At 37.6% G+C, this 13,022-nt stretch carries 14 protein-coding genes and 1 other annotated feature; of the genes, 2 read left to right on the top strand and 12 right to left on the bottom strand.

Translation table 11 applies throughout. The features are described from left to right. Nucleotides 1-182: 182 nt before the first annotated feature. The 4 genes from DPQ31_RS20820 to alaS form a co-directional block, all read right to left on the bottom strand. A complete protein-coding gene (locus DPQ31_RS20820; protein WP_000392249.1) occupies nucleotides 183-461 on the bottom strand; it encodes a DUF1292 domain-containing protein in 279 nt (92 codons plus the stop codon). 12 nt (nucleotides 462-473) lie between these two features. Further along, nucleotides 474-887: a Holliday junction resolvase RuvX gene (gene ruvX, locus DPQ31_RS20815; RefSeq protein ID WP_001221202.1), complete on the bottom strand. Its 414-nt coding sequence runs from the start codon at nucleotides 885-887 to the stop codon at nucleotides 474-476. A 3-nt stretch (nucleotides 888-890) separates the two neighbouring features. After that, nucleotides 891-1,157 (bottom strand): IreB family regulatory phosphoprotein, encoded by a 267-nt coding sequence (locus DPQ31_RS20810; RefSeq protein ID WP_000348591.1) that lies wholly within the window; start codon nucleotides 1,155-1,157, stop codon nucleotides 891-893. A 76-nt stretch (nucleotides 1,158-1,233) separates the two neighbouring features. Further along, a complete protein-coding gene (gene alaS, locus DPQ31_RS20805; protein WP_208730948.1) occupies nucleotides 1,234-3,876 on the bottom strand; it encodes an alanine--tRNA ligase in 2,643 nt (880 codons plus the stop codon). Nucleotides 3,877-3,916: 40 nt separating this feature from the next. Further along, nucleotides 3,917-4,135 (bottom strand) — a binding site (T-box leader). Between the two features lie 237 nt (nucleotides 4,136-4,372). On the opposite strand from alaS, the gene DPQ31_RS20800 reads away from it, so the two are divergent. Beyond that, nucleotides 4,373-4,717 carry a PH domain-containing protein gene (locus DPQ31_RS20800; protein ID WP_000209538.1) on the top strand — a complete coding sequence of 115 codons (345 nt, stop codon included), beginning with the start codon at nucleotides 4,373-4,375 and terminating at the stop codon, nucleotides 4,715-4,717. A gap of 42 nt (nucleotides 4,718-4,759) precedes the next feature. On the opposite strand, the gene DPQ31_RS20795 is transcribed toward DPQ31_RS20800, so the two are convergent. Continuing rightward, nucleotides 4,760-5,827, bottom strand: coding sequence for an AI-2E family transporter (locus DPQ31_RS20795; RefSeq protein WP_208730947.1), 1,068 nt, complete (start codon nucleotides 5,825-5,827; stop codon nucleotides 4,760-4,762). Between the two features lie 176 nt (nucleotides 5,828-6,003). Between DPQ31_RS20795 and DPQ31_RS20790 the strand changes: the two genes are divergently transcribed. After that, entirely contained in the window at nucleotides 6,004-6,216 is a 213-nt protein-coding gene (locus tag DPQ31_RS20790; protein ID WP_000242555.1) for a hypothetical protein, read from the top strand. Between the two features lie 35 nt (nucleotides 6,217-6,251). Here the strand turns inward: DPQ31_RS20790 and DPQ31_RS20785 are convergent, their stop codons facing one another. The 7 genes from DPQ31_RS20785 to cymR form a co-directional block, all read right to left on the bottom strand. Next, complete coding sequence (locus DPQ31_RS20785; RefSeq protein WP_001053553.1) at nucleotides 6,252-6,380, bottom strand: YrzQ family protein; 129 nt, start codon at nucleotides 6,378-6,380, stop codon at nucleotides 6,252-6,254. An 18-nt stretch (nucleotides 6,381-6,398) separates the two neighbouring features. Then, entirely contained in the window at nucleotides 6,399-6,587 is a 189-nt protein-coding gene (locus DPQ31_RS20780) for a hypothetical protein (protein WP_000469281.1), read from the bottom strand. A gap of 127 nt (nucleotides 6,588-6,714) precedes the next feature. After that, complete coding sequence (locus DPQ31_RS20775) at nucleotides 6,715-9,051, bottom strand: SF1B family DNA helicase RecD2 (RefSeq protein WP_000528059.1); 2,337 nt, start codon at nucleotides 9,049-9,051, stop codon at nucleotides 6,715-6,717. 107 nt (nucleotides 9,052-9,158) lie between these two features. Continuing rightward, complete coding sequence (locus DPQ31_RS20770; protein WP_000066402.1) at nucleotides 9,159-9,818, bottom strand: tetratricopeptide repeat protein; 660 nt, start codon at nucleotides 9,816-9,818, stop codon at nucleotides 9,159-9,161. A gap of 110 nt (nucleotides 9,819-9,928) precedes the next feature. Then, nucleotides 9,929-11,044: a tRNA 2-thiouridine(34) synthase MnmA gene (gene mnmA / locus DPQ31_RS20765; RefSeq protein WP_208730944.1), complete on the bottom strand. Its 1,116-nt coding sequence runs from the start codon at nucleotides 11,042-11,044 to the stop codon at nucleotides 9,929-9,931. Between the two features lie 16 nt (nucleotides 11,045-11,060). Further along, nucleotides 11,061-12,206: a cysteine desulfurase family protein gene (locus tag DPQ31_RS20760; protein ID WP_097952885.1), complete on the bottom strand. Its 1,146-nt coding sequence runs from the start codon at nucleotides 12,204-12,206 to the stop codon at nucleotides 11,061-11,063. A 35-nt stretch (nucleotides 12,207-12,241) separates the two neighbouring features. Beyond that, nucleotides 12,242-12,658: a cysteine metabolism transcriptional regulator CymR gene (cymR, locus tag DPQ31_RS20755; protein WP_000704116.1), complete on the bottom strand. Its 417-nt coding sequence runs from the start codon at nucleotides 12,656-12,658 to the stop codon at nucleotides 12,242-12,244. Nucleotides 12,659-13,022 lie beyond the last annotated feature (364 nt).

Genomic DNA, 13,022 nt, shown 5'->3' with positions numbered 1-13,022 from the left:
CGTCTTTCTATACAACACGATGAAAAATCACAATAAACTTACCTATCATTTTTTGACAGATATTTTATTTTTCTACAATCCGTCTCATTATACTACAAAGGATTACACAGTTTCGACAAAAAATCTTTCATTTTACATATAAAAAAAGATGGACTATATATCGTCCATCTTCTCAGTACTTATTATTCAGCTTCTTGCTCATCAGCTAGAGTGTTGAACATTTCTTGTACCATTTCCCACTCTTCTTCAGATTCGATTGGAAGTAAAGTTCCGCCCTCTTCTTCATTTTGCTCATAAGCCATTGCATCATAAATTTGGTCTCCATCTTCGTCTACTTCACCGATTGGAGAGAAGACTACATATGATTTTTTGCCAAATTTTTCAGCATCAAAAGTGAAAACAATCTCACATAAATGTTCGTTACCTTTTTCGTCTACAATTGTAATTTGATTTTCTTCCATTTTGGTCACCTCTTATTTACTATCTAAAAATCCTTGTAAGATTACGACTGCAGCCATCTTATCGATTACTTGCTTTCGCTTCTTACGACTTACATCAGCTGAAATGAGTAGACGCTCCGCCGCCATCGTCGACAAACGCTCGTCCCACATTACAACGTCTAATTGTAACAGCTCTCGTAGGTTTTCTGCAAATTGCTGGCACGCTTCACCACGTGGGCCAATTGTACCATTCATATTTTTAGGTAAACCTACTACTATTTTGTCCACATTGTACTGCTTTACTAACTCAGAAATACGGTCAAAACCAAAGTGACCTCGTTCTTCGTTAATCTTGATTGTTTCCAATCCTTGTGCTGTCCAGCCCATTTCGTCGCTCATTGCAACTCCGACTGTTTTTGTACCTACATCTAAACCTAATATCCGCATAAACTACTCCTCACGATGATGTTTCAAGTAAGACTTCACAAGCTCTTCAATTATCTCATCACGTTCAAGTTTGCGAACGATGCTTCGTGCATCTTTATGGCGAGGTATGTATGCTGGATCTCCACTTAATAAATAACCGACGATTTGGTTAATCGGATTATAGCCTTTTTCTTGAAGTGCATCATACACAGTTAAAAGTACATCATTTACATGGACACTCTGTTTTTCATCTTGAATGCTAAACTTCATTGTTTTATCAAAACCGTCCATTTCAAGCACCTCACTTATATAGTAAGTATAGGGAGAAGAACTTCTCCTCTCCCTACCATTGTACACTACTATCTCTTTATTTTGAAACAGATTTAACGTACTCTTGTACAAATGCTAAAGCTTCTTCAACTTGTGCTGGGTTTTTACCGCCCGCTTGAGCCATATCAGGACGGCCACCACCGCCACCGCCACAACGAGAAGCTACTTCTTTCACAAGTTTACCAGCATGGTAACCTTGGCTAATTAAATCTTTCGTTACGCCAGCTAAAATGTTTACTTTATCGTCATTTACAGAAACTAATACAACAACTGCAGACTCTAATTTATTTTTAAGGTCATCCATCATCGTACGTAAGTTGTTCATATCTGCAACATTTACTTTCGCTGCTAATACGTTTACGCCATCAACTGTCATTACTGAATCAGTTAAGTTTCCAGCTTCGATATTGCTTAATTTTGCAGCAAGAGATTCATTTTCTTTTTGAAGTTGTTTCACTTCAGCAAATAAGCCATCAACTCTCGTTAAAATATCTTTCGGATTTGTTTTCATTTTTCCTGCTGCTTCTTTTAATAAACCTACTTGATCGTTCATTAATTCGTATGCAGACTTACCAGTTACCGCCTCAATACGACGAGTTCCTGCACCGATACCAGACTCAGCAACGATTTTGAAAATACCGATAGAAGCTGTGTTATCAACGTGACAACCACCGCAAAGCTCTAAGCTGTAATCGCCTACTTGTACAACGCGTACAACATCACCGTATTTTTCACCGAATAATGCCATTGCACCCATTTCTTTCGCTTCTTCGATTGATTTTTGAGAAATCTCAACGTTAATACTTTCCCAAATTTTCTCGTTTACGATACGCTCAATTTTTTCTAATTCGTCAGCTTGTACTTGACCGAAGTGAGAGAAGTCAAAGCGTAAACGTTCAGAAGTTACAAGAGAACCTGCTTGGTTAACATGCGTTCCAAGTACATCTTTTAACGCTTGGTGTAGTAAGTGAGTTGCTGTATGGTTTTTCACAACGCTACTACGGTTTTTCGTATCGATAACAGCTTTTACAGCCGCACCTTTCGTTAATGTACCTTCTTCCACAACTACTTTGTGTAAGTTTTGACCATTTGGTGCTTTTTGTACATCTTTTACAACAACTTTCACGCCATCAGCAAGAAGGTAACCACGGTCTGCAATTTGTCCGCCGCTCTCAGCATAGAATGGTGTTACATCAAGCATTAACTGTCCTTCTTCACCTGCTTGTAAGCTATCTGTATACTCACCGTTTTTCACAAGTGCAACAATGTTACTTTCTGTTGCAACTGTACCGTAACCAACGAATTCGCTCGCTACTTTAACTTCACCAAGTACACCGCCTTGAACTTGCATAGAATCAACGTCTTGACGAGCAGCACGTGCACGCTCACGTTGTTTTTCCATTTCAGCTTCAAAACCTTTATGGTCAACTGTCATACCAGCTTCTTCTGCATATTCTTCTGTTAATTCAATTGGGAAACCGTACGTGTCGTATAAACGGAACGCATCTACGCCAGAAATAACAGTTGTTTTTTCTTCTTTCGCTTTTGCAATAACTTCAGCTAAAATTGCTTCACCATCATGAAGTGTTTCGTGGAAGCGTTCTTCTTCATTTTTCACAACTTTTGCGATGAAACCTTTCTTTTCCAGTACTTCTGGATAGAAGTCTTTCATTACTTCTCCAACAACCGGTACTAATTCAAACATGAATGGACGGTTGATGTTTAATTTCTTAGAATAACGAACAGCACGGCGTAATAAACGACGTAATACATAACCACGGCCTTCATTAGATGGAAGAGCACCGTCACCAACAGCGAATGTTACTGTACGAATATGGTCAGCAATGACTTTAAACGCCATATCTTTTTCTAAGTCTCCATTACGATACTTCTCACCAGAAATTGATTCTGTTGCACCAATCATTGGCATGAATAGATCCGTATCAAAGTTCGTAGGTACATCTTGAACGATAGATGTCATACGCTCTAGACCCATCCCTGTATCAATGTTCTTCTTAGGAAGTGGTGTATATGAACCGTCTGGATTATGGTTAAATTGAGAGAATACAAGGTTCCATACTTCTAAGTAACGCTCGTTTTCTCCGCCCGGATATAATTCTGGGTCACTAAAGTCATTACCGTAAGCTTCCCCGCGATCATAGAAAATCTCTGTATTCGGTCCACTTGGTCCTTCACCGATATCCCAGAAGTTTTCTTCTAAGCGGATGATGCGCTCTTTTGGAACACCCATTTTCTCATTCCAAATTGTAAATGCTTCTTCATCTTCCGGATGGATTGTAACTGATAGTAATTCTTTATCGAATCCAATCCACTTGTCGCTCGTTAAAAATTCCCAAGCCCAAGTAATTGCTTCTTCTTTGAAGTAATCACCGATCGAGAAGTTCCCTAACATTTCAAAGAATGTATGGTGACGAGCTGTTTTCCCTACGTTTTCAATATCGTTTGTACGAATTGATTTTTGAGCATTTGTAATACGTGGATTTTGCGGGATTACGCGTCCATCAAAATATTTTTTTAATGTAGCTACACCACTGTTAATCCATAGAAGAGATGGATCTTCATGTGGAACTAGTGATGCACTAGGTTCTACTGCATGTCCTTTTTCTTGGAAAAAGTCTAAAAACATTTGACGAATTTGTGCGCCTGTTAGTTGTTTCATTGTATTTTCCTCCTTAAATATAAAAAACTCCCGCCCCTATAAAAGGGACGAGAGTTAACTCGCGATACCACCCTAATTATGAATTGATTATTATAACAATCAATTCATCACCTCATGGTGCCGTAACGTGGCAAGACGGCAGTGATTAGCTGCTCTCAGGATTAGCTTTCTGTTACCCTTCATTTAAAGCTCCTTTCAGCCAGTGGAAGCTTCTCTCTACAAATGGACTGTAACGTACTTGTTCCGTCATTGATTTAATGTATTATATGACTAAATATAATAGAATTCTCTTAAGTTTGTCAATGTAGATAATCATTTATATTGTATCAATTGTTTATTACTCATAGTTATTCTACTATTCATTCTTAACAGCCTTTCAATATATTATGCATTTATTACTAAATAGGAATCTCCTCACAAAAAATACTTTATACAAATTTCTAAATATTACATTATTTGTTATAATTAAATTATTAACAATAAAGGAGCGATTACAATGACAACTTTATTGAATCAAGCTAGAGAAATGTTAACAACTGATGAAAAAATTCTTTTTTATGCAGCATGTTCATTAGACATATTTATTTATCGTTCCGTCGCAAGGCCAGGCCTATTGATTTTAACGGACAAAAGGCTATTCTTTTATGGACCAGATGTAAGTAAGAATCCAATATTTGAAGAGTACTCTTTCGCAAAAATTTCTAATCTAAAAGAACAAAAGCGCCTTTTCAGCAATCAAATTGTATTTATGTATGATACGGAATGGAAAAGAATAAAACATATTCAAACAACTGATGTGAGCTCTTTTGTTCAAAAAATAAAAAATCAGCTCCCTAAATAATCATATGATTAGCCCTCTATTTTTTAAATAGAGGGCTTCATTTTAAACATCTTCTCTTTTCCAAAGAGGCCTCACATGAACAATCACTGTACGAATAACTGCTAAAATCGGAACCGATATTAGCAATCCTACAATCCCGGCTATCTCTCCTCCAACTAGTAAGGCAAGCATAATAATAACGGGGTGCATACGAAGCGACTTACCAACGATGTAAGGCGATAAAATGTTACTTTCCAAAAATTGCAAAATAGCAATTGTAATCCCCGCCTTAATAAGTAAACTCGTTGATACCGTTGCCGCAATCATCAACGTGGGAATCGCCCCTAAAATAGGACCAAAGTATGGGATTATATCCGTTACCCCAATAATAATGCCGAGCAGCAATGGATACTTCATACCGATAAACCAAAAAGAAAGAACAGATACTCCCCCTAATACTAAGCAAACAAATAACTGTCCTCGAATATAACTTCCGAGTGATTTATCAATTTCTTTCGCAAGCATTTGACCCGTACTACGCCACTTACTCGGAACTAGTTTCCAAAAGATATGATAAAACTCACCGTAATCTTTTAATATGTAAAATACAATGAACGGAATCAAGAAAATAATGAGCAATGAATCCAGTACACCACGGGCTGTGCTCATAACTTTATTTAAAAGCGTTTGTATCTTCATTTCTACACCAACGAAAATTTGCTTTACCTTTTCATGAATAAATGATGGGAAATTCGCTGTTTGTTCTGTAACGCCATCCATCCAAGAATCATACATTTTTGTGAACTGCGGAAATTGTTCATTAATTTCTTGTAACTGTTTAATAACAACTGGCGTTCCTTTATAAATCCCATAGCCAATCCCGCCAAAGAACAGGATGTAAATGAGCAAAATAGCGAGTGTGCGCGGCATCCCTTCCTTATGAATTCTTTCAATTAAAGGATGCAATAAATACGCAATAAAACAAGCGATAAGAAACGGTGTAATCGCCACTTTACATACAAAAATAATCGGCGCCCATAGTGGCTTGATCTTTAAGAAGACAAGCAAACAAAGAAATACAAGTAACAATAATCCTAAACGGTATATCCAAATGATTTTAAGATTCTTCACACGAAAAACCTCCTCCACCTTTATTTTGAAAATAAATAGGGTAGGTTATGTGCAAAACTTTTAAAATCTTTTCATACAGACCATACTGTTTTGTAAAGACGTACATATACATAACATAACAAGGACAACCATCCCTGAGAATGCAGCATGAAACAATATAATCAGGAGGACTCATAATGGTTTTATTTATGCTCGTATTATCAGCACTTTTTATGATTCTTGAATGGGTTTGTATCGGATTTGGTATTTGGAAAGGTTTCTTTATTCGTTCCTCACGAAAAGAGAGGGCGAAGCAATTATTTCATTACGGAATGCTTGGTGTTGGGTGTTACGGTCTATCTTATCTCTTCTCTGAAATTGGACTTTTATATTTGCATACGAGCGCATAAAAAAACTCCCTTATCATGAAGGGAGTTTTTTACGTTTATAAATAAGATTTAATCATCTTACGTGCTTTTTTCATATTGCGTTTTGAAAATACATCTTGCTTGCGAGCATATTGATATGCTGCAGCTCCAACACCTAATGCGATTAATGAATTGCGTAGATTCAAAGTAAATCCCCCTTTTCGTTATCCGATCGTTCTTTCGTTCTCATCAAATAAATCATCAAGAGAGCTTAATGAACCATCTTCCTCTACTTGATGCGTATGGATTTTCCCCTTTGAAACCGATAATTCGATATAACAATTCCAGCAATAAAATTGGTTGACACCTATTTTTCCGATGTCTTTCCCTTTGCAATTTGGACAAATAAACATATGGCTTTCATCTCCTTACAGTCTCCCAGATTCTATTCGCCATTATGTCCAAACCGCATTCATTTATACATTGCTGGAGCCTTTCAACGTTATACGTTTGAAAGTTTCACTATATAATTTCACCTCGTTACATGAAATCATACGGTGAAATGTTTTCCACGTCCATTTCCTCGCCATTAACCGTTACCATCTGCACCTCTCCTTGTGATTCTTGCAAACGACTAGCTAAAGTCGTTTGACGCATTGCATCGTCAAGGCGATTTACACCGGATTGAAAAGCCGCTTCCTCCCCACAAATAATAAGGAATTTCTTACTTCTTGTAATGCCCGTGTAAATTAAATTACGACGTAACATACGGTAGTAGCTCTTTACAATCGGCATAATAACTATTGGAAATTCACTACCTTGTGATTTATGAATCGAGCAGCAATATGCATGGGTAATTTGATTTAAATCCGGCTTTGTATACGTTACTTCGATTCCATCAAATGAAACGATAATCATGTCCTGTTGCTCAACATTTTCTTTTGCATAAAACACCGAAACAATTTCTCCAATATCACCATTAAATACTTGGCTTTCCGGCTGATTGACTAATTGAAGTACTTTATCACCTCTTCGATACACAACGTCACCGTAGGCAATTTCTTTACTTTTTTCTTTTTTCGGATTAAACACTTCTTGAAGAGCTTCATTTAACACATTAATACCTGCTGGTCCGCGGTACATAGGTGCCAACACTTGGACATCTCTTGCGCTAAACCCTTTCGTCTTCGCGTTTTCACATACTTTTTTTACAACTTCAACAATTTGAGCCCCTGCACAGCTGATAAATGAACGATCTTTTTTATTTTGCGCTAAATCCGGTGGAAGTGTTCCGTCTTTTATCGCATGGGCAAGCTGAATAACAGACGAACCTTCCGCCTGACGATAAATTTCTGTAAGTTTTACCGTTGGAATGGCTCCTGCATTTAATAAATCTTTTAACACTTGTCCAGGTCCTACAGATGGCAACTGATCTTCATCACCTACAACGATAACTTGAATATTTGTCGGAAGTGACTTGAATAGCTGATTTGCAAGCCAAATATCTACCATCGAAAACTCATCAATAATGAGTAACTTCCCTTGAACTGGATCGGTTTCATTACGCTGGAAAGACCCTTCTGGCGTCCAACCAAGCAGACGATGAATTGTACAAGCAGGGAGCCCGGTAGATTCACTCATTCGCTTCGCTGCTCTTCCTGTTGGAGCCGTTAATAATATTGGAAATGGATTATCATCACTGTATTCATTCGGATTTAATGATACCCCATGCAAAGACGCGTACATTTCAACAATTCCTTTAATAACTGTTGTTTTCCCCGTTCCTGGTCCACCTGTCAATAACATCATCGGCTTATGAAGTGCCGTTTGAATTGCTTCTTGCTGAAACGGTGCATACTGCACCTTCAGCTGTTCTTCAATTTCACCTAATGTTTTTAACATTTCTGCTTCAGGAAATGAAGGGGTTTCCTCTTGATTCATAAGCCTACGAATAGACTTTACAACACCTTTTTCAGAGTAAAATAACGATGCTAAGTACACTCGTTCTTCTTCAATGATGACTTTCCCTTCACTTTGCATCATTTCAACACAGCCTATAATGTCTTCCTCAGTCACTCTACCTTCTTGATTATTTAAAAGTGACATCGTTTCTCTTACAAGTTGATCTTTCCCCATATAAACGTGGCCGAGCTGCAGTGAAACATTCTCTAACGTATAAAAACATCCCGCACGTACACGGTCATCATGATTACCCGATATACCTAACGCACGTCCTATATCATCTGCTCGTCCAAAACCAATCCCGTCCACTTCTTCAATAAGTTGATATGGATTATTACGAATCACTTCTAATGTCATTTCTTTATATTGCTGATAAATTTTAATAGAAAGCTTCGTTCCAAAACCGTAACCATTTAAAAAGCTCATTACTTTCTCTAACCCTTGATGCTCCACAATTGTCTCATATATTTCCTGTGCTTTTTGTTTGTTAACAACACCATTTAACGCATCAGGATCATCCATAATTTTAGAAATGGCATGCTCACCAAGGTGATCTACGATTTTTTCAGCCGTACGCTTTCCAATCCCTTTAAATAAATCGCTCGCTAAATATTGCACCATACCTGCTTTTGTTTGCGGCAATTCTTTCTTAAACGTTTCAACTAAATATTGTTTCCCATACTTCGGGTGGTCTTTAAAATGACCTGTTAATGTAAACACTTCATCTTCATGCATACGGGGAAAATGACCGTTTATCATTACTTTTTTTTCGTCGTATGTTTCATTCGTTTCAATGATTTTCATACTGACAACGGAATAGAGGTTTTCTTCGTTGTGGAAAATGGTATGAAGAACTTGCGCTTTTATAAATTTTTTCTCTTCCTCAAACAAATCCATGGCATGTTGATTTCCCATCTTTCCTCTCCTTCCCGAGTTCTTTTCACCTTAATGAGCAGTACATCCCCCACCTCTTTCACAATCTTTAGATGAGGGGTAACTGCGCATTAAACTATCATTTCACTTTATTCAGCTTCTTGCTCTAATAAACGAATACCATTACCAGCTAAAAAGTGGTCTGGCTGAATTTCAGTTGCTTTCTTAAATAAAGTAAGAGCTTTCTCGTTATTTTCTTCAAATACGTACGCAACACCTAAATTATAATACGCATCTGCATGCTCTTCATCCATTTCTAATACCTTTTCAAAATAAGGTTTTGCCTCTTGAATATGTTCTAGTCGCGCGAAGCAAAGTCCGCATTGGAAAACAGCTTCTACATCGTCTTCATCTAATTCCGTCGCTCTTTGTAAAAACGGTAATGCAAGACGATCATTTCCAAGTTGCACATGTGTAATACCTAACATAAATGTTACATCAGCTGACTGTAAGCCCGATTGCATTGCTTGTTCAAATACAGATTTTGCCTCTGCAAATTGCTCTTGACCGTAATATACGTTTCCTAAGCCATAATAAGCAGCCGCAGATTTATCATCTAACTCTAATGCACGCTTATAAAATAAAATTGCTCGTTCACTATCACCTAATACATCTAATAAATTCGCAAAGTTAATATATCCAAGCGCATCTTTCGGATTTTCTTCGATTGCTTCTGTAAAATTTTTAGCTGCTTCTTCCCAGTTTCCTTCTTGCATATATTGAATACCTGTTTCAAGTTTGTTTGACATGTCCTTCACCTCTACAACAAATTATAACAAAGAATGTATTTTCCAAGCGAACGAAAATTCGCTTTATGTAAAAGAAACCTCTAACCGCTAATCGGCAGAGGCTTCTCGTTTTATCCTAAATAATCTAATTTCTTACCACTATGATATACTTCATCAATTGTAGCGCCGCCTAAGCACTCATCTCCATCATAGAAAACAACTGCTTGGCCTGGCGTAATCGCACGAATTGGCTCATCACAAAGAATACGAACTGTATTTTCATCAACAATTTGAACCGTTACTTTATTATCTGCTTGACGATAGCGGAATTTCGCTGTGCATTTAAATTCTGTTTCTTTTGCTTTGTTACTTACCCATCCTACATTCGTAGCGATAACTTCATCACCATATAGAAGTTCATTATGGAATCCTTGATCAACATATAAAATGTTGTCTTTTAAGTTTTTCCCAACAGCGAACCATGGATCACCGTTACCACCAATACCAAGGCCATGACGTTGTCCAATTGTATAGTACATTAAACCGTCATGTTTTCCTTTCACTTCACCAGATAACGTTTGCATCACACCTGGTTGCGCTGGTAAATAGTTACTTAAGAAATCTTTAAAGTTACGCTCGCCAATGAAGCAAATACCAGTACTATCTTTCTTCGCCGCTGTCGCTAAACCAGCTTCTGTCGCCATTTCGCGAATTTGCGGTTTCTTTAATTCACCTAATGGGAACATTGTTTTTGATAATTGCTCTTGGCTTAATTGATTTAAGAAATACGTTTGGTCTTTATTGCCATCAACGCCGCGAAGCATTTTATATTCGCCGTCCATATAAGCAACACGTGCATAATGGCCTGTCGCTACATAATCAGCACCAAGCGCAATTGCATGCTCTAAAAATGCTTTAAATTTAATTTCTTTGTTACACATTACATCTGGGTTTGGTGTACGACCAGCTCGGTACTCATCTAAGAAGTACGTAAATACTTTGTCCCAGTATTGTTTTTCAAAGTTTACTGCATAATACGGAATACCGATTTGGTTACACACTTCAATTACATCATTGTAATCTTCTGTTGCTGTGCAGACACCATTCTCATCTGTATCATCCCAGTTTTTCATAAAAATTCCGATCACATCATAACCTTGCTCTTTTAATAAAAGAGCTGCTACAGATGAATCGACGCCACCGGACATCCCGATGACAACGCGTGTTTCGTGAGGTAGTTTGTTCATCATGTCACCTCCCATGCTAATTTTGTGTTAATCGCTTCACGATTTTCACTGTTTCGTACGCCGCTTTTTCAATTTGCTCTTTCGTATTTCCAAGACCGAAACTAAAGCGTACGGATGAACGTATTTGATCGGAGTCTTTTCCGAACATCGCCACTAATACATGTGATGGATCAATCGAACCAGCTGTACAAGCAGAACCACTTGATACTGCAATGCCAGCTAAGTCTAAGTTCACAAGAAATGGTTCAATGTTCATTCCTGTAAAACTGATATTCAACACATGTGGTAAGCGATATTCCAAGTTTCCGTTTACCTCGAAAGTAATGCCTTCATTTTTGAAGACAGATACCATTATATCTTTAAACTCTTCATATTGGGCATTTTTTTGCTCACGAGTTTTTTCAGCTAAAAGAATTGCATGTTGAAGTCCGACAATACTAGGTACATTTTCAGTACCAGCACGGCGTTTTCTTTCTTGCTCTCCGCCTATTAATAACGGTTCAAATTTCAAATTTGCACTAGCGTATAAGAACCCTACGCCTTTTGGCCCGTTAATTTTGTGCGCTGAAATTGATAATAAATCAATCCCAAACTCTTTCACATTTATTTCTACTAAACCGTAAGCTTGTACCGCATCTGTATGGAAATAAGCTTGATGCTCTTTTAGCAGTTTTCCTATTTCCGCAATCGATTGCATCGTCCCTACTTCATTATTCCCAAACATAATAGATACAAGAATTGTCTCTTCTGTTAATGCCTTTTGTATGTCAGAAAGTTGAACACGCCCCGTTTCATCGACAGGTAAATATGTCACTTCAAACCCTTCACGCTCAAGCAATTCACACGTATGCAAAATCGCATGATGTTCAATTTCCGTCGTTATAATGTGGTTACCTTTATGACGGTTTGCGCGTGCTACACCTATAAGCGCTAAATTATCAGCTTCTGTACCACCGCTCGTGAATATAATTTCATTCGGTTTCGCATGGATGCTTTTTGCACACACGCGTCTCGCCTCATCTACTGCATGGCGCGCTTGACGTCCATAAAAGTGAATACTAGACGGGTTTCCGAATGTTTCTGTCATATATGGAATCATCTTTTCGACCACTTCTGGGTGAGTCGGAGATGTCGCAGCATGATCTAAGTAAATGCGTTCCATTAAATCTCCTTCTTTCCAAATCGTTTCACAAGGAATTAAATGTAAAACATATAGCCCCCGTGATTTTCTTCCTCATAACGCACTAAATCTTCTAAAGTTGTACTATCTAACACTTCTTGCACTGCATCTCGAACACGCATCCATAATTGGCGCTGTGCTGGTTCTTCTTCTTCTATCATTTCTACAACACTAATTGGACCCTCTAGTACACGGATTACATCCCCAGCTGTAATGTTAGCCGGTTGATCAGATAATACATATCCGCCATATGCACCACGCGTACTCTTTACAAGACGAGCGTTACGAAGTGGTGAAATTAATTGTTCTAAGTAATGTTCCGATAAGTCATGTGCCTGTGCGATTGATTTTAATGAAATCGGACCTTCACCAAACTTTTTTGCAAGATCGATCATAATTGTTAAGCCGTAGCGGCCTTTTGTTGAAATCTTCATCTATTTTGCACCTCTTTTCAAATTTTCACTTCTATTGGTTATATCTTATTTATCCCGCTATTTGCGGGCAGTAAAACTCCCACCTCAAAATTCGGCTGGAGCAAAGAAGTTAGGTAGGGGATAAACAAAACCCCCACTGATTAAAGTTTCACTTTATAAAAGAACACAATTTAAAATCCTATGAAATTATAGCATAATATAGTATTATAAGAAATTTCAACTTGTGTATCAAAATGATAACATAAAATCGCATTGAAAAACTCGGAAATTATTAAAATTGAAAGAAAAATGAAAATATTCATATTCATCTTTCCCATAAAACAGCATCCTATTTCAAATTCCACTAAAAAAAATGATACGATAG

The organism is Bacillus sp. COPE52 (assembly GCF_003355115.1).
Lineage (GTDB): Bacteria > Bacillota > Bacilli > Bacillales > Bacillaceae_G > Bacillus_A > Bacillus_A toyonensis.
The sequence above is the reverse complement of the archived record's forward strand: the minus strand, read 5'-3'. Positions and strand labels throughout refer to the sequence as shown.